This window comes from Mesorhizobium sp. B2-8-1 (assembly GCF_006440955.1).
GTDB lineage: Bacteria > Pseudomonadota > Alphaproteobacteria > Rhizobiales > Rhizobiaceae > Mesorhizobium.
Genome location: NZ_VFTX01000006.1, coordinates 157,683 through 175,744, shown reverse-complemented (window position 1 = coordinate 175,744; position 18,062 = coordinate 157,683). Strand labels below are relative to the sequence as shown.

The 18,062-nt window shown below is 63.2% G+C and carries 20 protein-coding genes; 5 read left to right on the top strand and 15 right to left on the bottom strand.

From position 1 onward, the window contains the following. Nucleotides 1-9 precede the first annotated feature (9 nt). A complete protein-coding gene (locus FJ428_RS17580; RefSeq protein ID WP_140879872.1) occupies nt 10-1,812 on the top strand; it encodes an NAD(P)/FAD-dependent oxidoreductase in 1,803 nt (600 codons plus the stop codon). A 73-nt stretch (nt 1,813-1,885) separates the two neighbouring features. On the opposite strand, the gene FJ428_RS17575 is transcribed toward FJ428_RS17580, so the two are convergent. Further along, a complete protein-coding gene (locus FJ428_RS17575; RefSeq protein WP_140495362.1) occupies nt 1,886-2,476 on the bottom strand; it encodes an HD domain-containing protein in 591 nt (196 codons plus the stop codon). Then, on the bottom strand, nt 2,473-3,624 hold the full coding sequence (locus FJ428_RS17570) for a gamma-butyrobetaine dioxygenase (RefSeq protein WP_140675331.1): 1,152 nt from the start codon (nt 3,622-3,624) through the stop codon (nt 2,473-2,475). Before FJ428_RS17570 ends, FJ428_RS17575 begins: the two co-directional genes overlap by 4 nt. Nucleotides 3,625-3,742: 118 nt before the next feature. Between FJ428_RS17570 and FJ428_RS17565 the strand changes: the two genes are divergently transcribed. After that, nucleotides 3,743-4,630 (top strand): LysR family transcriptional regulator, encoded by an 888-nt coding sequence (locus tag FJ428_RS17565; protein WP_140559560.1) that lies wholly within the window; start codon nt 3,743-3,745, stop codon nt 4,628-4,630. A 3-nt stretch (nt 4,631-4,633) separates the two neighbouring features. Here FJ428_RS17565 and FJ428_RS17560 read toward each other — a convergent pair whose 3' ends face one another. The 3 genes from FJ428_RS17560 to FJ428_RS17550 are packed head-to-tail and all read right to left on the bottom strand — an operon-like array spanning nt 4,634 to nt 6,081. After that, on the bottom strand, nt 4,634-5,155 hold the full coding sequence (locus tag FJ428_RS17560; RefSeq protein ID WP_140879871.1) for a GNAT family N-acetyltransferase: 522 nt from the start codon (nt 5,153-5,155) through the stop codon (nt 4,634-4,636). Nucleotides 5,156-5,204: 49 nt separating this feature from the next. Then, a complete protein-coding gene (locus tag FJ428_RS17555; RefSeq protein ID WP_140516495.1) occupies nt 5,205-5,513 on the bottom strand; it encodes a hypothetical protein in 309 nt (102 codons plus the stop codon). A 4-nt stretch (nt 5,514-5,517) separates the two neighbouring features. Beyond that, a complete protein-coding gene (locus FJ428_RS17550) occupies nt 5,518-6,081 on the bottom strand; it encodes an XRE family transcriptional regulator (protein ID WP_140555380.1) in 564 nt (187 codons plus the stop codon). Nucleotides 6,082-6,235: 154 nt separating this feature from the next. Between FJ428_RS17550 and FJ428_RS17545 the strand changes: the two genes are divergently transcribed. Continuing rightward, nucleotides 6,236-8,068: an ATP-binding protein gene (locus FJ428_RS17545; protein WP_140553686.1), complete on the top strand. Its 1,833-nt coding sequence runs from the start codon at nt 6,236-6,238 to the stop codon at nt 8,066-8,068. Between the two features lie 220 nt (nt 8,069-8,288). Here FJ428_RS17545 and FJ428_RS17540 read toward each other — a convergent pair whose 3' ends face one another. Next, complete coding sequence (locus tag FJ428_RS17540; protein ID WP_140879870.1) at nt 8,289-9,080, bottom strand: GGDEF domain-containing protein; 792 nt, start codon at nt 9,078-9,080, stop codon at nt 8,289-8,291. Between the two features lie 106 nt (nt 9,081-9,186). Continuing rightward, nucleotides 9,187-10,152, bottom strand: coding sequence for a tRNA (adenosine(37)-N6)-dimethylallyltransferase MiaA (gene miaA, locus FJ428_RS17535; RefSeq protein WP_140879932.1), 966 nt, complete (start codon nt 10,150-10,152; stop codon nt 9,187-9,189). Here miaA and serB point away from each other — a divergent pair. Together serB and FJ428_RS17525 are read left to right on the top strand one after the other, a co-directional pair. Next, nucleotides 10,142-11,029 (top strand): phosphoserine phosphatase SerB, encoded by an 888-nt coding sequence (gene serB, locus FJ428_RS17530; RefSeq protein ID WP_140516503.1) that lies wholly within the window; start codon nt 10,142-10,144, stop codon nt 11,027-11,029. The two genes, miaA and serB, sit on opposite strands and share 11 nt — an antisense overlap. After that, on the top strand, nt 11,026-11,589 hold the full coding sequence (locus tag FJ428_RS17525) for a GNAT family N-acetyltransferase (RefSeq protein ID WP_140879869.1): 564 nt from the start codon (nt 11,026-11,028) through the stop codon (nt 11,587-11,589). The genes serB and FJ428_RS17525 overlap by 4 nt, the downstream gene beginning before the upstream one ends. Here FJ428_RS17525 and FJ428_RS17520 read toward each other — a convergent pair whose 3' ends face one another. From FJ428_RS17520 to FJ428_RS17485, 8 genes are all read right to left on the bottom strand, one after another. Continuing rightward, complete coding sequence (locus tag FJ428_RS17520; RefSeq protein WP_140495345.1) at nt 11,590-11,850, bottom strand: toxin-antitoxin system HicB family antitoxin; 261 nt, start codon at nt 11,848-11,850, stop codon at nt 11,590-11,592. It abuts the gene before it with no gap. Continuing rightward, nucleotides 11,847-12,272: a putative toxin-antitoxin system toxin component, PIN family gene (locus FJ428_RS17515; RefSeq protein WP_140879868.1), complete on the bottom strand. Its 426-nt coding sequence runs from the start codon at nt 12,270-12,272 to the stop codon at nt 11,847-11,849. The genes FJ428_RS17520 and FJ428_RS17515 overlap by 4 nt, the downstream gene beginning before the upstream one ends. Nucleotides 12,273-12,327: 55 nt before the next feature. After that, nucleotides 12,328-13,842, bottom strand: a complete 1,515-nt coding sequence (locus FJ428_RS17510; protein WP_140495341.1) for a DegQ family serine endoprotease — start codon at nt 13,840-13,842, stop codon at nt 12,328-12,330. Between the two features lie 134 nt (nt 13,843-13,976). Further along, nucleotides 13,977-14,165 carry a DUF2065 domain-containing protein gene (locus tag FJ428_RS17505; RefSeq protein WP_140516507.1) on the bottom strand — a complete coding sequence of 63 codons (189 nt, stop codon included), beginning with the start codon at nt 14,163-14,165 and terminating at the stop codon, nt 13,977-13,979. A 6-nt stretch (nt 14,166-14,171) separates the two neighbouring features. Next, nucleotides 14,172-15,140, bottom strand: coding sequence for a protease modulator HflC (locus FJ428_RS17500; protein ID WP_140516509.1), 969 nt, complete (start codon nt 15,138-15,140; stop codon nt 14,172-14,174). Next, the gene (gene hflK, locus FJ428_RS17495) at nt 15,140-16,261 is read right to left on the bottom strand and encodes an FtsH protease activity modulator HflK (protein ID WP_140516511.1); all 1,122 of its coding nucleotides are present in this window, start codon (nt 16,259-16,261) and stop codon (nt 15,140-15,142) included. The genes FJ428_RS17500 and hflK overlap by 1 nt, the downstream gene beginning before the upstream one ends. A 166-nt stretch (nt 16,262-16,427) precedes the next feature. Further along, nucleotides 16,428-16,946: a dihydrofolate reductase gene (locus FJ428_RS17490; RefSeq protein WP_140664677.1), complete on the bottom strand. Its 519-nt coding sequence runs from the start codon at nt 16,944-16,946 to the stop codon at nt 16,428-16,430. Then, entirely contained in the window at nt 16,946-17,956 is a 1,011-nt protein-coding gene (locus FJ428_RS17485) for a DUF4424 domain-containing protein (protein WP_140879867.1), read from the bottom strand. Before FJ428_RS17485 ends, FJ428_RS17490 begins: the two co-directional genes overlap by 1 nt. Nucleotides 17,957-18,062 lie beyond the last annotated feature (106 nt).

Sequence of the window (18,062 nt, the reverse complement as noted above, 5' to 3'; positions counted from 1 at the left end):
AGGAAACTGATGCTCGACAAGGCCCCGAACAGGAAGCTTTCCGACCTTCTCGAACGATTTGGCGCGGCCCTTGCCGCCGGCGACGTCGACAAGGCGGTCGAATGCTTCCAGGAAGATTGTTATTGGCGCGACCTCGTCACCTTCACCTGGAATATCAAGACCATGGAAGGCCGCGATCAGGTGCGTGACATGCTGGAAAGCCAGCTATCGAAGACGAAGCCATCACATTTCGCCATCGCCAGGGGCGAGGACGCGACCGAGGCGAACGGGGTGATCGACGGCTGGATCAGCTTCGAGACGAATGTGGCGCGCGGCTTCGGCCATATCAGGTTGAAGGACGGCAAGATCTGGACGCTGCTGACCACAATGGTCGAGCTGAAAGGCTATGAAGAGCCGGCCGGCTTCGCCCGGCCCATGGGCGCCAAGCACGGCTCCGGCAGGAACCGCCCGACCTGGAAGGAAGAGCGCGAGAAGGAAGCGGCCGAGCTTGGCTTCAAGACGCAGCCCTATACGGTCATCATCGGCGGCGGCCAGGGCGGCATCGCGCTTGGCGCGCGGCTCCGCCAGCTCGGCGTGCCGACGATCATCATCGAGAAGAATGAACGTGCCGGCGACAGTTGGCGCAAGCGCTACAAGTCGCTCTGCCTGCACGACCCGGTCTGGTATGACCATTTGCCCTACATCGATTTTCCCCGGAACTGGCCGGTTTTCTCGCCCAAGGACAAGATCGGCGACTGGCTGGAAATGTACACCAAGGTGATGGAGCTGAATTACTGGTCCTCAACCGAGGCCAAGAGCGCTTCCTACGACGAGGAGAAGAAGGAATGGACAGTTGTCGTCCACCGCGACGGCAAGGACATCACGCTGAAGCCGAAGCAGCTGGTGTTGGCCACCGGCATGTCCGGCCGTCCCAATCTGCCGAAGTTCAAGGGCATGGAGAATTTCAAGGGCGATCAGCACCACTCCTCCAAGCACCCCGGCCCCGACCAATATGCCGGCAAGAAGGTTGTCGTCATCGGCTCGAACAATTCCGCGCACGACATTTGCGCAGCACTGTGGGAAGCCGGCGTCGACGTCACCATGGTGCAGCGATCGACCACCCACATCGTCAGATCCGACACGCTGATGGATATCGGGCTTGGCGCGCTCTACTCGGAGCAGGCGGTGCAGAACGGTATGACCACCGCCAAGGCCGACCTCATCTTCGCCTCCCTGCCCTACAAGATCCTGCACGAGTTCCAGATTCCGCTTTATGAGAAGATGAAGGAGCGCGACGCGGCGTTCTACAAGGGCCTGGAAAAGGCGGGGTTCATGCTCGACTGGGGCGACGACGGCTCCGGCCTGTTCATGAAATATCTCAGGCGTGGCTCCGGCTACTACATCGATATCGGCGCTTCGCAGCTGATCATCGATGGCGCCATCAAGCTCAAGAGCGGCGTCGATGTGGCCGAGATCAAAGAACATTCCATCCTGCTCAGCGATGGCACCGAACTGCCGGCGGACGTCATCGTCTACGCCACCGGATACGGCTCGATGAATGGCTGGGCGGCGGAGCTGATCTCAAAGGAGGTTGCCGACAAGGTCGGCAAATGCTGGGGACTCGGCTCGAACACCACCAAGGATCCCGGCCCATGGGAAGGTGAGCAGCGCAACATGTGGAAGCCGACGCAGCAGGAGGCGCTCTGGTTCCATGGCGGTAACCTGCACCAGTCGCGCCATTATTCGCAGTTCCTGTCGCTGCAGTTGAAGGCCAGGCAGGAAGGCATTGCGACGCCCGTCTATGGGCTGCAGCAGGTTCACCACAAGGGATAAGCCAGATCGTGGCGAAAAACCGAGGGAGGCGCGGTTTTGGACCGCGCCTCCCTTTCCTGATCGGTGCGATCGGCTACGCCGCCTGGTCGGCCGCGAACCGCGCCACCACGCGTTCTAGCAACGGCACATAGTCGCGAAACGTGCGCGTCCTCATGTCGGCGACCTTGCCGCCCTCGTCCCAGATGCGGACGCGCACCGCCTCTTCGTGAAACGGGTTCTTGCGGAACCCGGCCACCTCGTCCGGGCTCATCGGCCCGCCCTGCAACGACAGCGTATGAACCGAAGCCGGCGACAGCTTGTCGAAATAGGTCGGGTCGGTGGCGCAGAGATAGCGCTTGGCCGAGACATGCAGCCTGACGCATTCGACGATGACCGGCGGGAAGAACGGCGCCAGCACCTCGCCGCCGGCCTCGTCATGGTGCTTGTCCTCGACGTCATCGGGCGAATAGGTACCGAACTCGCTGGTGTAGTGGCCGATATCGTGCAGCAGGGCTGCTGCCACCAGTTCTTCCGGCGCACCATCCTGCTCTGCGAGCCAGGCGCCCTGCAGCATATGCTCGGACATCGTCACCGGCTCGCCGAGATAGGATTCGGCTCCCCGGCGCTCGAAGATATCGGCGATGAATTCGACGATGTTGCCGGCGTTCAGATCATGTGCGTTCATTCCGCCGCCTCCTTGAAACCGTGCTCGATCGCCGCCAACGTCGACAGCAGGCCGTCCTTGTCGGCATAACAGCCCTGCAGCCAGCGTTTCCCGGTTCCCGAAAACGCCTTGCGCGCATGCATGACGCGGGTGTTGTCGACGATGAAGGCCTGCCCCGGCTCAAGCTTGAACGTTACTTCGAAAGCCGGATCCTCGATCAACTCCGCAAAGCGGCGATAGGCGGCGTAGTAGGCATCCATCTCGGCGAAAGGCACGTCGATGGTCGGCGCCAGCGAGCGGTTGTTGAAGCGGATGCAGATCAGTTCGCCGTCCGGCCCGAGTTCGATCATAGGCCGCTTCGCCTGCAGCCGCACGCCGGACGATCCGGCATATTCGAAACGGGCAGGATGCGAACTCAGGAGTCGGAAGCCTTCGGGATTCTCGGCCTGCAAGGCGGCCGCCACGGCGAACCCGTCGACCACGCTGGACTCACCACCCTCCACCGTGTTCTCGATACAGGACAGGATCTGCAGCGTCGGCACCGGGTCGCGATAAGGATTGTCGGTGTGCGCCTGGAGGCCGAGATTGGTGTAGGCCAGATTGTTCGGATTGACCTCGGCGCGCACTTCGAACCAGCGCCCGTAATTGGTCTCCCTGATGTAGCCGAACAGGTCGGAGACCTTGCACAGAGCGCCGGATTCGGCCGGCAGTCCGTCCATCACTGCAAAACCGTAGACCCTCACCGCCAAGAGCCATTCCCGCAGCACACTGCGGCTGCGGCTTGCCTTCGGATAACCGGCGCGCGGCACCGAATTCTGCATCGTCGCCCTTGTCCAGCGCTGCACCGCGTCGGCGGTCCATCCGGACTGACGGGCCTCGGCGCGATCATAGGCATTGGCTCGAAGCCACGCCTCGGGAAAGCTGACCGTCTTCTTCTCGGGCACGAATCTGATCTCCACGGCATTGCCCTTGATCGAAGCGGCACCGATCCGCGTCTCGGCTGGAATATCTAGGATGGTGATCAGTCGCTGGCCGTTGCCGGCGCTGCGTGTCTTGTCGTCGAGTGCGTTGTCGCGAAGCCACATGGCATGGAACCGGCAGCGCGTCCCGTCCTTCCAGCCCAGTTCGATCATTCTTCCTGCGTCGCCTATCAGCGCATCGGTCAACATGGAGATGTTCCTGTCCATTGCGCCCCGCAGTCCGCTCAGCGGGGCCTCGATTGCATGTTGATCGAGCGAAAGGTATAATTGAAATTATCATTTTTCGGTCAATGGCTGCAAAATCGTAATGCCTGCGAGAACCATCCCCACCTTGCCCCCACTCGACTGGCTGCGCAGCTTCGAGGCAGCGGCGCGGCTTTCGAATTTTACGGCGGCCGCCGCCGAACTCGGCCTGACCCAGGCGGCCGTCAGTCAGCATGTCCGGCTCCTCGAGGATCGGCTGAAGACGCGTCTGTTCTCACGGCTGGCGCGGGGCGTCGCACTGTTGCCGGAGGGCGCCGCCTACTTGCCCCACATCCAATCAGCCTTCGCCACCATCGGCAGCAGCACGGCGGAACTGTTCGAGCCCCGCGCCGTCGAGACCGTCACCTTGCGGGCGCCGATCTCTTTCGCTTTGCTGGTGCTCGTTCCGAAGCTGCCCGACCTTGCCAAGGCGCTGCCGCGCATCCATGTCGACCTGGTGACGATCCATCGCCCGACCGACTATGACCTGCCGGGCTCAGCGCTGGACATCCGTTTCGGCAACGGATCCTTTCCCGGACGCCTGGCCGACAGGCTGACCGCCGAGCGGCTTGTGCCGGTGGCCGCCCCGGCCTTGGCCAGTGATGCCGACTGGACATCCCTGCCGCTGCTCCTGGTCGCCGGTGCGCGCGAGATGTGGGCGGAATGGTTCGCCGCGGCGGGATTGGCCGGTCACCCCAGGCGCTCGCATCGCTTCGACAGCTTCGTGGCTGCGATGGAGGCTGCGCGAGCCGGCGCGGGCGTGCTTCTGGGCTCGCGGCCGCTGATTGACGCGGCACTCGAAAGCAAGGCCCTGGCCAGGCTTTCCGATTTCGAGCTCCCGAGCACATCGGGGCATTTTCTGACCAAGGCACCGATCGCGCGACTGACCGGTGCCGAGCAGGATTTCCGCCAATGGCTGCTGTCGCGCCTCGGCGAGCCATCTCCGACATGACGTTCACCGGCCGATGCGCTTCCAGTAGATGAGCGTGCCGGTCAGCCCGCCATGGGGCTTCAATGCATAGTCCGGTATTTCCCCGGTCAGCGTGAAGCCCAGCCTCTCATAGAGCCCGGACGCCCCCTCTTCGGTCGCCGTATCCAGAACCAGAAGCGTGCGGCCCCTCTCCACCGCAAGGGCCTCGGCCGCTAGCATCAGGCGGGTCGCCACGCCTTTGCCTCGACGATCGAGGCGCGTCATCAGCTTGGCGATTTCGGCCCGGTGCGGCTGGTTGGGCGGACAGTCGAGCAGCAGCGTGACCGTGCCGACCAGCGTGTCCGCCTCCCACGCGCCAAGCACCACCCGCTCGCCTCTTGCGGCCGCCGTCAGCGACGTGTCCCAGAACCTGCGGGCGGTTTCCGGCGCCAGCGGATGCATGAAGCTCACCGACCCGCCCGCGGCAACCGTTTCGACCAGAAGATCGCCAAGCAACGCCTGTGTCCGCGCGTCCTGCGTCAACATTCTGATCTCGATGGAATGCATGCTCGTTCTGCCTGGCTGAGATGGAAGGATCGATACGGTCGAACTGGCGTCAATCGAAAGCGCTGAATCGCTTTCCCTTGCGCGCCGCCTTGATCGCGGCGATGCGTTCGGTGTCCTCTTCCTGAAGGTGGCGTCCGCGTTCGAGGAGTTCGAGCGTGTATTCCTCATAGGTAAGTCCCAGCCGTTCCGCCTTGTCCACGCGCATCAGCATGACGTCGCGGCTCGGTGCTTTCCACGCCTTGGCATGCGCGGCCTGCCAGGCCAGGAAAATATAAGGATCGCCCTTGCCCCATGGCGGCCCCTTGTAGTCGTCGAGCGGCGGTCCCCCATTGTGGGAGCGCTTTGGACGTCTCGGCATGATGTCAGGCCCTGACCAGCGCGACGAGATAGTCGGCGCCCGCCTCGAGTGCATGGAAGGTGCAGTCCGACGGCGCGCCGAGCGCCAGACAGTCGCCGGGCTCGAGCCTGTGCACCAGATCGCCCTCGGTGAATTCCAGCCGTCCGGAGATCAGCCATATCTGCTGTTTGATGAAGGCGTAGGATGCCGCGGGCAGGCTGACCTTGGCGCCCGCCGGCAGATGAACCCTGATCAGTTCGAGCGGCATGTCGCCGGCCGGCGAAAGATGCCGCCTGACATAGCCGGTGTCGGGATCCCGCCAAACGGGCTGGTCGCTCGCCCGCAGCAAGCCCCCACCCTGCAATTCCGCGCGTGCGATAAGGGTCGACAGCGTCATGCCGAAGGCGGCGGCGATCCGCACCAGGAGCGCTGCCGTCGGGCTGGTTATGCCACGCTCGATCGTGCTCAGCATGGCTTTGGAGACGCCGGAGCGCTCGGCGAGTTCGGCCAGGGACCAGTCCCGTATCGTCCTCTCGGCGTGTATCCGCCTGCCGATTGTCGAGGAGATGTCGTTCGCTATATCATCCATTCGTCTATTATAGCGAAAACTAATAACTGGAAAAGAGCCTTGTCGCGACAATTTTCGCCGGCTTCTTAATCCTCCCTACACCATCCGGCCACACTCGACCTTAACCCCGTTCCTGTAGGCTTCGACGTGACGGAAAATGGGGATTGGCCTGTCCATGTATGTCGAACGCGAAGCCTCGGTCGGAGAACCGACATCGCAGGAGCGCCGCAACGCCGAACAGAACGACAGGCGCATCCTGGGCAATGTCGTGCAATGCGACGGTGCGCGCGCCACCATCAGCGCCTTTGCGGACGACGTCGACGGCGCGGTGACCGGCCTGTGGACGGTCGGCAAGATGATCTCGGTCAATCTCGGCACCACGCGCACCGTCGGCCTGGTCTATGCGATCGGCAAGTCGGATCGCGCCTGGAACAGCGAAGGCCAGAACGCCATCGAGGTCAGCATCGAGCTGATCGGCGAAGTGCGCGACGGCGCCGAGCCCGGCTCCAAGCCGATCTTCGACCGCGGCATCACCACCTATCCCCATATCGGCGCCATCGCGCACCGCATCCGCAGCCGTGACCTGCAGGCCGTCTACGATCTGGCCGGGCGTCATTCGATCACCATCGGCTCGCTGTCGCAGGACGAGGCGATCGCCGCCAACATCGCCATCGACGACACGCTGGCGCGCCACTTTGCCATTGTCGGCACCACCGGTGTCGGCAAGTCCACCGCCGTCTCGCTGCTGCTGCGCAAATCGATCGCGGCGCGGCCGGATCTGCGCATCCTGATCCTCGATCCGCACAACGAATTCGCCGCGTCGCTGCCCGAATATTGCGTCAAGGTCGATTCCAAGACGCTCGACCTTCCGTTCTGGATGTTCCGGCTCGAGGAATTCGCCGAGGTTCTGTTTCGCGGCCGCGAGACCGTGCCCGACGAGATCGATGCGCTGCGCGACCTCATTCCGCTCGCCAAAAACCTCTATCGCAACCCCAATTCCGGCGCCTATCTCAGGCGCGGCAGCGATGCGCTGACCGCCGATACGCCAGTGCCCTACCGCATTGCCGATCTGCTCAAGCAGATTGACGAGCGCATGGGCATGCTCGAAAGCAAGAACGAGCGCCCGACGCTCAAATCGCTGAAGACGCGCATCGAATCGGCGGCAGCCGATCCGCGCTACCGTTTCATGTTCAACTCGCGCCTGATCGAGGACACCATCCACGAGACGATCGGCAACATCTTCCGCGTGCCGCATAACGGCCGCCCTGTGACCTGTTTCGAAATGGCCGGCATGCCGTCCGAAGTGGTCAATTCCGTCTGTTCGGTGCTGGCGCGCCTGGCGTTCGACCTTGCGCTGTGGAGCGAGGGCAAGCTGCAGCTCCTATTGCTGTGCGAAGAAGCGCATCGCTACATGCCGGCCGATGCGCGCCTCGGCTTCGCGCCGACAAGGCACGCGCTGTCGCGCATTGCCAAGGAAGGCCGCAAATATGGCTGCTATCTCGGCGTCGTCACCCAGCGCCCGGGCGAACTCGACCCGACCATCCTGTCGCAGTGCTCGACCTTCTTCGCCATGCGGCTCGCCAATGAGCAGGACCAGGCGATCATCCGCTCGGCCATCGCCGACTCGTCCGCCTCCACGCTTGCTTTCCTGTCGTCCATGGGCCAGCGCGAAGCGATCGCCTTCGGGGAAGGCGTGGCGACGACGATGCGGCTGAAGTTCGAGAGACTGCCGGCTGAACTGATCCCCGGCACGGCAAAGCGCGAACAAGCCATGTCGTCGAAAACCGGCGACGATGTCGATCTGGTGACGATCGTGGAACGGCTTCGCAACGTTCCAAAGCCGCAGCAGCAGGCGATGGCCTTTGCCGAAGTGGTCGATTCTGGCCGCCAGGCCGGCGATCCCGACTACCGCAAGCCGCCGGCCGCACGCGTGCAATCGGACGATGATTTCGACATGCGCTACGGCCTAAAGCCCGCCACCTTCGGCATGCGCCCCCAGAACGATTGAGCCTGCAAGCTCTCTGACGACCGGCCGGGAAGCCGCACACAAGCTCCAAAGGCTTCACATCATCGAACCAGCTTGGTCAAATCCCGAAAGGGAATTCATCAGGCCGGATTGAATGGCGTGGTTTCGAGAAGCCGGAGCGGAGCGGACATTCAGTCCGTGAGCACCGGAAGTCGAAAAAGCCGCGTCAGGCAACCGGCCTCGTGAATTCTTCTTCGGGATTTCAGGCGCAGACGCGGTTGCGGCCTTGCCTCTTGGCCTCGTAGAGCTGGCGGTCGGCGCGGCGATAGAATTCTTCCGCCGTCTCCTTGCGGTCCCAGACGGCAAGGCCGACGCTGGTGGTGATCTTGAGCCGGACATTGCCCGAAAGAACCGACATGTTGGCGATCGCCTTGCGGATACGCTCGGCGAATTTCGACAACAATTCCGCCTCCATGTTGGGCGTGACCACGGCGAATTCCTCGCCACCCAATCGCGCCACCACGTCATGGTAGCGCGTCATGTCCTTGAGACAGCTGGCGACGGCCTTGAGTACCTCGTCGCCAACGTCGTGGCCATGTGTATCGTTGACCTGCTTGAAATGATCAAGGTCGAGGATCATCAGCCCGACGGGTTTCTCGATGCGCTTGAACTCCTCGAGATATTCCTTCAGCGCGTCGTCGAAATAGCGCCGGTTCTGCATGCCGGTCAGGCTATCTGTCAGCGCCGCATGTTCGAACGTCTCGGAGCGGGCGCTCAGTGACACGGTCATGGCCCGCAGCTTGTCTTCCTCCGTCGCCTGCCTGCGGATCAGCGGGTAGATGAAGAAGATGCCGAAGAACAGCGCGGTCGCGAGCAGCACGCCCGTCGCGAAAAGCAGCTTGTTGAGGTAGATGACCTTGTCCAGGCCGGAGGCCGTGTGCAGTTCGGTGGCAAAGGACTGTAGCAGTCCATAGGCATGCAGCGTCACCAGGCCGGCGGCCAGGATCACGAAGATAAAGACGAAAAACGCCGATTCCGCCTTGTGGAAACGCATCTGCTCCCCGATGGAAAAATGCCCATCGACCTTATGGCATGGCGGGCCTTACGGAGGGTTAATTTGGACAACCACAACGAGAACCTTTCCGTGAAGGAAAGGCTTTCTAGGTTGCATTAGCAACAAGCGTTTGGATCGTGGTTTCGATATCGTCACCAGGATGCAATCTTTGCCATTCCGGTCCTAGCTGGTGCCGAAACCAGGTCGTCTGCCGCTTGGCATATTGCCTGGTTGCGATCTTGGCGCGCTCAATCGCCTCGGGAAAACCCGATTGTCCGGCCATCGCCGCTTGCAGTTCGCGAACGCCGATCGCCTTCATCGCCGGCAATTGCGGATCGAGACGAAGCGATGCGAGTTGCTTGACTTCGTCCAGTGCGCCCTTGGCCAGCATCTGGTCGAAACGCCTTTCGATGCGTCCGACCAGCGCGGCCCGGTCCGGCTCGATGACGAAGAAGCGGGCCGTCTGTCTGTCGATGAGCGGCCGGCCCCGCGCGGCCTGCCAGTCCAGGATCGAGCGGCCGGATGCGTCGAGCACTTCGAGCGCCCGCACGATGCGCTGGCTGTCCGTGGGCTTCAACTGCATGGCTGCTCTGGAATCCTCGCGCATCAGGATGCCATGCAGTTTGACGGCGCCTTGCTCCTTCAACTCGTAGCGCCAACGGTCGCGTACCTGCCGCGGAATGTCGGGCATTTCCGAAATGCCCTCGGCCAAGGCGCGAAAGTAAAGGCCGGTGCCGCCGACGAAGATCGGTCGCCGCGAGAGCGCGCCGTCTTCGATCAGCCTCGTCACGTCGCGCAGCCACGCCCCGGTCGAGTAGGCGGTGCCGGGATGGACATGCCCATAGAGATAATGCGGTGCCCGAGCGAGGTCCGCCGCCTCCGGCCGGGCAGTCAACACGTCGAGAACCGAATAGGCTTGCATGGAATCGGTGTTGACGATTACGCCGCCTATACGTTCGGCCAGGTCGAGCGCCAGCGCCGACTTGCCGCTGGCGGTCGGCCCGGCTATCAGGATCGCATTCTTCACGCGGCCTTCGCCCGCATCCGCACCGGAATTATCGATGCCGCTTATCGCCACGCTTGTTTCCCATCCCGCCGATCGTGCCTTGTCGCCATCGCTTGCGAATATGGCCTCACGGTCGGTGGGCGCAAGCACTGTTCGCTGGATGGCCGAAGACATTGCCTGCGATCTCGCACTGCCAGCGAATGCACAAGCCGACGAGGCGGCCGCCAATCTGCGCGCGGCGCTGGCCGCCGAGCCGATCGACGTGATCGTCCAGCAGTCGGCAACGCGCCGCAAGAAGATCCTCATCGCCGACATGGATTCGACCATGATCGACCAGGAATGCATCGATGAGCTGGCCGACGAGATCGGCGTCAAGGAGCACGTCGCGGCGATCACGGCACGATCGATGAATGGCGAGATCGCCTTCGAGCCCGCCCTGCGCGAGCGCGTGGCGTTGCTCAAGGGGCTCGATGCGGCCGTGGTCGATCTGATCGTTGCCAACCGGTTGACATTGGCCTCCGGCGGTCGCGCGCTGGTGCAGACGATGCGGGCCAACGGCGCCTGGACCGCGCTAGTCTCGGGCGGCTTCGAGGTCTTCACCTCACGCATCGCCGCCATGCTCGGCTTCCATGAAAACCGCGCCAACCGCCTGCTCGAACAGGATGGCCTCTTTGCCGGGTTGGTCGGCGAGCCGATCCTCGGCCGCGCCGCCAAGGCCGAGGCGCTGATCGAGATCACGGCGCGTCTCGGCCTCACCCCGGCCGATGCCATTGCTGTCGGCGACGGGGCCAACGATCTCGACATGATCCGCCTTGCCGGCACCGGTGTTGCGCTGCATGCCAAACCGATGGTGGCTGCACAGGCAAAGGTTCGCATCGACCATGGCGACCTGACCGCATTGCTCTATCTGCAAGGCTACGGGCAGGAAGAGTTCGTCCAATGACACCAATGCGCACCGAGCGCCTAATCCTGCGCAACCGGGAGGATCGCGACCGGGAGCTGTTCCGCCGCATCAATTCCGATGAACGCGTGATGGAGTTCTTCCCCTTCCGTCGCGGCCGCGCCGCAGCAGACGCCAAGATGGACGAACTGCGGGCCATCATCGATCGGGACGGCTATGGCTTTGCCGCCTGCGAGATCGCCGCATCAGGCCAATGCATCGGCTTTGCCGGCATCACCGGGACGGACCATCTGCCGTTCCTTCCCGCCGGCACCGTTGAGGTCGGCTGGCGGCTGGCGCCCGAATTCTGGGGCAAGGGTTATGTCACGGAAGCTGCCGAGGCATGGCTGGCCTACGGCTTCGAAAAACTCGGCCTTGGCGAGATCGTCTCCTTCGCGGTCGAGAACAACCGCCGCTCCACTGCCGTCATGAAGCGCCTCGGCATGACCGCCGATCTCTCGGCCAACTTCGACCACCCCAGCATTCCCGACAGCCACCCGGAGCTGAAAAGGCATGTGTTCTACAGGCTGACGAGCGCGGATTGGCGGAAGAATCGTCACTGATCAATGCCTGTCAGGTGGAAATTCGTCGCCGGACTGTGGCGATCTGTCTGCGACCCGCCCCAGCATTTTCGCGAAATCGCCCGGTGACGCGTCGCCGGCACGACGACGCAGGAAGTCAGCTGCCGCTTCCATTGCCCCGACCTTTTGCGCCACAGCCGACGCAATCCATTGATTGAGCGACACGCCATCGGCCTTCGCGAGGCGCGCGGCTGCTTCCTTAACCGACTGTGGCAGTTTCAGCGGATAAGTCGCTTTGCTCATGTACGAAGTCCTTCCAAGAACTCGGCCGGGCTCACAAGCAGTACATCAAAACGGCCTGCCGCAGCTAGGAAGTCCCGGCGATTGTGAGTCACCAACACATCGGCCCGGCCGTTGATCGCTGCTTCAAGCACCATCTCATCCTTCGGATCGTTCAATTGCGGCCGCCAGAGAAAGTGCAGCTCGACCGGCTCAGCCAGCAATGCAAAGCCGGCCAGCAAACGGCCCAGATCCGGCGCGGACAACCCGTGAGCCGCCACCTGCTCGGGTCTGGCCAGCACGGTTTCATATTCAAGAAACAGCGCTGTCGTCACTAATGGGCGAATTTGCCGATCCGCAATCAGCTGCAGGATGGCGAAAGACGCGCCATTCCTGCTTCGCAAACCTGCCGTCAAAACGTTTGTGTCCAGTACGATCCGCCTCACAAATCAAAATAGTACATCCCATGGGATGTTACAATATGACCATCGTTAGCGATCCTCAGTCCATCCGGATCGTCACAAACCTCAGCTCACCGGTCTTGGACGCCAGCATCAACAGTGCGTTCTTGCGTCCCTGCTCCTTCAGCGCGCCGATCCGGTCCATCACATCCTTGGGCGTGGCAACCGATTCCTGCGCGATTTCGGTGATCACCTCGCCCGGCTGGATGCCGCGTTCAGCGGCGGCCGAGTCCTTGGCGACATCGGTGATGACGACGCCCGAAACATCGGCGGCGATGCTGAACTTCTTGCGCGTATCGTCGTTCAATTCGCCGACGGTCATGCCGAGCACCGAGGCCGTCGAAACCGCCGGCGCCTTGTCGCCTTTGTCCTGGTCGGTGTTGCCGTTTTCGCCGCTGGCGAGCTTCTCGCTGTCCTCGAGCCGGCCAAGTGTTACCTTCACCGTTTGCTCGACACCCTTGCGCACGATCAGCACGTCGACCGCCTTGCCGACCGGGCTCTCCGCGACCACACGCGGCAGGTCGCGCATTTCGTGGATGTCCTTACCGTCGAACTTGATGATCACGTCGCCGGCCTGGATGGTGCCGTTGTCGACCGGTCCACCCTTGATGACGCCGGCGACCAGCGCACCCTTGGCGGTCGCCATGCCGAGGCTCTCGGCAATGTCGTCGGTCACCGGCTGGATGCGCACGCCAAGCCAGCCGCGCCGCGTTTCGCCATATTGGCGCAGTTGCTCGACAACGCCCGATGCGAGCTGCGAGGGGATGGAGAAGCCGATGCCGATCGAGCCGCCGGACGGCGAAATGATCGCCGTGTTGATGCCGATGACCTCGCCGGCGCTGTTGAACAGCGGCCCGCCCGAATTGCCGCGGTTGATCGCGGCATCGGTCTGGATGAAATCGTCATAGGGGCCTGAATTGATGTCGCGGTTACGCGCCGAGACGATGCCGACCGTGACCGTGCCGCCGAGGCCGAACGGATTGCCGATCGCCATCACCCAGTCGCCGACGCGCATCTTGGTGGAATCGCCGAACTTCACCGCCGTCAGCTTGTGGCCCTTCGGATCGACCTTGAGCACCGCGACATCGGTCTTGGTGTCGGTGCCGACCAGCGTCGCCTTCAGCGTGACTCCATCGGAGAAATTGACCTCGATATCGTCGGCATCGGCGATGACATGGTTGTTGGTGACGACGATGCCCTGCTCGGCGTCGATGACGAAACCGGAGCCGAGCGACTGCACTTTCTGCGAGCCATTGTCCTTGTCGCCGCCGCGGTTCTTGAAGAAATCGTCGAAGAAATCCTGGAACGGCGAGCCTTCGGGAAGCTGCGGCATCGGCACCGCGCCCGGACCTTCCGTGCCCTTCACCGTCTGCGACGTCGAGATGTTGACCACCGCGCCGAGCAGGCCTTGCGCCAGGTCGGCCACCGAAGCAGGCCCGTCGGCGGCCATTGTCGGCGTCACGAAGGCCGGAACGGCCACGGTGCCCAGAAGAAGCGCTGCCGCGCCAGCGACGAACGTGCGTCGAGCCGCGCGCAAAAGGGTGTTGGATGTCATCGAGAAGCCTCCCGGCACTTCTGAAAGAGAAAAGCGCTTCGACGGAAACGCCGTGTCGCGCCATGATGGCAAGAAATAGGGCACGTTTGCGGCTTTGGCTATTGGCAGAGTGTAAATCCCGCGTTTTTGCACCCCTAGCCGCCGCGGACCAGCCAGACGATACCGACGCCGGCGCCAATCGCCACCAGCCCGGCAATCCGCAATGCATTCTCCGGCAATGACAGCACCTCGCCCGCCAGTTTCCTGGCGAAACCGGGAAAGCCGCCATAGACCAGGCCCTCAATGACGAGGACCAGGCCTATTGCCGCGAAGAAATCCTGCACCGGCCGCTATTGGCCGGTGCTGGGCGAAGCCGCGGGTGCCGTCGCCGGGGCGGCAGGTGGTGCCGGCTGCGGAGCCGCCGGCCTTGCCGGCGCCTCCTTGCCGTCAGGGTCGCGGAAGAAACGGAAGAACTCCGAATTCGGCGACAGCACCATTGTCGTGCCGGTGTTGTCCAGCGCCGTGCCATAGGCGTTCATCGACCGGTAGAAGTCGAAGAACGCCGGATCGCGCTGATAGGCCTCCGCGAAGGTGGCGCTGCGCTGCGCCTCGCCCTCGCCGCGCAGGATTTCGGACTCCTTCTGCGCTTCCGCGATGATCTCGACCACCTCACGGTCGGCACGGGCCTTGATGCGCTGCGCCGCCTCATTGCCGCGCGCCCTCAGCCTTTCGGCCTCAGCCAGACGTTCCGCCTTCATGCGATCGAAGGTCTGCTGCGAGACTTCGGCGGTGAGGTCGGTGCGGCGGATGCGGACATCCTCGATCTGCAGGCCGAGCGAGGTGGCGTCGGGCCGTAGCTGATCGCGCACTTCGCGCATCATCACAGCGCGCTCCTCCGAAAGGGCGGCCTCGAAGTCGCGCAGACCGTAGACGCGGCGCAAGGCAGCGTCGAGACGCGTCCTCAGCCGCGCTTCGGCGAGCTCGATCTGGCCGGATACCGCGGCACGGAAGACACGCGGATCCGAGATGCGGTAGGCGATGAAGGCATCGACCTCATAGAACTTGCCGCCCGAGACCTGGACGCGGATGTTGTCGAGGTCGAAGCGCAGCACCCGATTCTCGATCAACTGCACCGTGTCGGCGTCGAAGAACGAGAACGGCGCCTTGAAGTAGATGCCGGGCTCGGTCTTGACGTCGACGATCTCGCCGAACCTCAGCACCAGCGCCTGCTGGCGCGCATTGACCACGAAGACCGACGAATAGAGCAGGAACAGGATGACCGCCGCGATGACGACGATGACGGGGAGACGGTTGGCCATCACTGGTTACCTCCCGTCGTCGCGCCAAGCGGGGTCGGAGCCGGCGCTTTCTGCTGCAATGCCGGCAGCGGCAGATAGGGGACGACCCCCTGCCCGTTGCCTTGCTCGACGATCACCTTGCCGGAGTCCTTCAGCACCTTCTCCATCGTTTCCAGGTAAAGCCGCTTGCGCGTCACGTCGGGCGCCTTGGCATATTCGTCATAGACGGAGATGAAGCGCTGGGCCTCACCTTCGGCCTCCTGCACCACCCGGTTCTTGTAGGCGGCCGCGTCTTCGCGGACCTGTGCGGCCTCGCCGCGTGCCTGGCCGAGCTTCTGGTTGGAGTACTGGTTGGCCTGCTCGACGAACTTATCCTCGTCCTGCTCGGCGCGCTGCACCTCGTCGAAGGCGTCGGCGACCTCACGCGGCGGCGCCGCGTCCTCGATCGAGATGGCGTTGACCTGAAGCCCGGCCTTGTAGCCGTCGAGCGTGGTCTGGATGATCTCACGCACCGAAGCCGCTATGCCCTGGCGGTCGTCACGGAAGATGTCCTGCGCCGGCCTGCGGCCGACGGCCTCGCGCATCGCGCTCTCGGCGACCTGCCGCAGCATGCCATCCGGGTCGGAGACGTCGAACAGATAGGCGCGGGGATCGGAGACCTGATAGGCGACCGAGAACTGCACGTTGACGATGTTCTGGTCGCCCGAAAGCATCAGCCCCGACGTGTTGCCGCTGGACGCGCCACCGCCAATGTCGACGAGCTGCTCGGAAATCTTGGCCGTTTCGACGGTTTCGAGCGGCCACCAGTGGAAATGCAGGCCGGGCTGCGACAGCTCGGCCTTCGGCTTGCCGAAGCGCAGCTCGACCGCGACCTCATCGGGCTGCACGGTGTAGACTGCCTGGAACGCCCATAGCACGACCAGCGCCGCGCCGATCAGGCCGAATATGGCCGGACTGGCGCCGCCACCGCCGGGCAGCGCACGCCGCAGCCTGTCCTGGCCACGGCGGATGATGTCCTCGAGGTCGGGAGGCGAGCCTTGCGGGCCGCTTGGCCCCTTCGGTCCCTGCCCCCAGGGTCCCTGATTGTTGCCGCCGCCGCCCCATGGGCCGCCGCCACCGCCACCTTTGTCGTTCCAGGGCATGAATGTCCTTTCGCTTGGAATTCCCTCAAGCGCCGGAATTACGGCGCAAATCCAGTCTTGTTCTTCTATAGGGACGCCACGGCATGCTTTCAACGCGATGCTCTGCTGGCATCATCGGTTTTGGGCCGGTCGCGACCCTTTGTCGTCTTTAAACGCCTTTTTTCTTTCAATGGCTCTCGCGGCGTCGCTCGTAAACCGTATAGCGCGTCGCGTGGCTGTCCTTTTCGCCGGCTGGGATCTCCTGCGAACTGACTTCGCGCCAGCGTTTCGGATCGATCGGCGGGAAATGCGCGTCGCCGTCGACAGCGGCCAGCACATGGGTGACGTGCAGCCGGTCGGCCAGCGGCAGCGCCTGCGCATAGATTTCGCCGCCGCCGATGACGCAGACCTCGTTCACCCCGCTCATGCAGCGCCCACGCACATCAGCCAGCTGGATCGCGTTCTCGAGCGTATGCGCCACCTCCACCCCGTCGGCGCGCCAAGCCTTGTCACGGGTGACAACGATGTTCAGCCTGCCCGGCAGCGGCCGGCCGATGCCTTCATAGGTCTTGCGTCCCATGATGATAGGTTTGCCCATCGTGTCTGCCTTGAAGCGCTTGAGATCGGTGGAAAGCCGCCAGGGCAGCCCCCCGTCCCGCCCGATAACGCCGTTCTCGGCGATGGCGACATAGATTGCCACGTGCATCAGTTGCCGTTCCCATTGTCGGATGGATCGAGGATAAGGATGTCGATGTCGCGCTCTGGATAGAAGTCCTCAGCCGTCATCTCGAAACTCGTCGGCCCGACCTTCCTGACATTGTCGCCGCAGAACGAGACCAGGGCTTTGGGATTGCCCTTGTCGACGGTCAGCTTGAACTTGCCGATGCTGCCGGCCGCCCAGTTGCCGCCGGTGGTCAGGATGTAGGCGATGCGGCTCTCGTAATATTTTGGATAGCCGTCGGGGTCGTTCTTGGCAGCCTTGCGCACTGCGCTCTCGAACGTGTCGTCCATGCAGTAGCGGGACTTGTAGGCGGCGTACTGTCCCTGGAACTTGCCGTCGTAGAAGAAGCTGACCGACGAGGTGCCGCCGACGCTCGGTTTGTAGCGGTGGGAAACGTGGACGTCCTTGTTGGCCGGAAAGGTCGAGCGCCACCAATAGGTCGAGCGCAATTGCCAGAACGGTGCATAATTGGGCTTCGCGCCAGCGCTGTCATCGACAGTGTCCTCGATGATGATGCCGCGGGTGACCCAATCGTCGGCCACCGTTTGCGGCAGCTTCGCGAGCGCCGCCTTTGCCGCTTCACCGAATGGGTTGAAAGGCACGTTCTGCGCCTTCAGGTCGGCACCGATGTCGATGCCGAGCGCGAACGCCTTCTGCTCGAGCTCAGGCTTTGCCGCCACGCCGTCGATCGTCACCTCGAAGCCAAGGAAATTGTCGCTCTGGTTTTCGGGGATCGCCGGCATCTCCTCGGGATCGCCGGAGATGTCGGGCATTGGGAAGGCGACGATCGCGTCGACGTCCTTGTCGGTGTTGTTGTGGAAGACGTAATCCACGGTCACCTTTTCCGGCGAGATGAAGAGGTCCTCGCTCTGCATCGCCACGGCATCGCTGCGCGACAGCACCAGGCCGCCGGTGCCGAGTTCGGCAACGGAATCATTGGCGAACGCGGGTGCGGCCGACAAGGCCAGCACCGCCGTCAGAACATATCGCAACATGAAAGCCCCTCGGCGAGAATGTCGCGATGACCCTAGCGGTTTCAACGTGGCGTTTCAAAGCCCTTCCGCATCCGCGCCACGCCAGTCTGGACTAAAGGGTTGCGAT

Coding starts and splice junctions, on each gene's coding strand:
- FJ428_RS17500 (WP_140516509.1), bottom strand. CDS start 15,140: ATGGCCAACCGTCTCCCCGTCATCGTCGTCATCGCGGCGGTCATCCTG.
- FJ428_RS17510 (WP_140495341.1), bottom strand. CDS start 13,842: ATGACATCCAACACCCTTTTGCGCGCGGCTCGACGCACGTTCGTCGCT.
- FJ428_RS17550 (WP_140555380.1), bottom strand. CDS start 6,081: ATGGATGATATAGCGAACGACATCTCCTCGACAATCGGCAGGCGGATA.
- FJ428_RS17545 (WP_140553686.1), top strand. CDS start 6,236: ATGTATGTCGAACGCGAAGCCTCGGTCGGAGAACCGACATCGCAGGAG.
- FJ428_RS17490 (WP_140664677.1), bottom strand. CDS start 16,946: ATGCACGTGGCAATCTATGTCGCCATCGCCGAGAACGGCGTTATCGGG.
- FJ428_RS17520 (WP_140495345.1), bottom strand. CDS start 11,850: ATGAGCAAAGCGACTTATCCGCTGAAACTGCCACAGTCGGTTAAGGAA.
- FJ428_RS17555 (WP_140516495.1), bottom strand. CDS start 5,513: ATGCCGAGACGTCCAAAGCGCTCCCACAATGGGGGACCGCCGCTCGAC.
- FJ428_RS17565 (WP_140559560.1), top strand. CDS start 3,743: ATGCCTGCGAGAACCATCCCCACCTTGCCCCCACTCGACTGGCTGCGC.
- FJ428_RS17560 (WP_140879871.1), bottom strand. CDS start 5,155: ATGCATTCCATCGAGATCAGAATGTTGACGCAGGACGCGCGGACACAG.
- FJ428_RS17580 (WP_140879872.1), top strand. CDS start 10: ATGCTCGACAAGGCCCCGAACAGGAAGCTTTCCGACCTTCTCGAACGA.
- FJ428_RS17575 (WP_140495362.1), bottom strand. CDS start 2,476: ATGAACGCACATGATCTGAACGCCGGCAACATCGTCGAATTCATCGCC.
- FJ428_RS17485 (WP_140879867.1), bottom strand. CDS start 17,956: ATGTTGCGATATGTTCTGACGGCGGTGCTGGCCTTGTCGGCCGCACCC.
- FJ428_RS17540 (WP_140879870.1), bottom strand. CDS start 9,080: ATGCGTTTCCACAAGGCGGAATCGGCGTTTTTCGTCTTTATCTTCGTG.
- FJ428_RS17570 (WP_140675331.1), bottom strand. CDS start 3,624: ATGTTGACCGATGCGCTGATAGGCGACGCAGGAAGAATGATCGAACTG.
- FJ428_RS17525 (WP_140879869.1), top strand. CDS start 11,026: ATGACACCAATGCGCACCGAGCGCCTAATCCTGCGCAACCGGGAGGAT.
- serB (WP_140516503.1), top strand. CDS start 10,142: ATGCCGCTTATCGCCACGCTTGTTTCCCATCCCGCCGATCGTGCCTTG.
- hflK (WP_140516511.1), bottom strand. CDS start 16,261: ATGCCCTGGAACGACAAAGGTGGCGGTGGCGGCGGCCCATGGGGCGGC.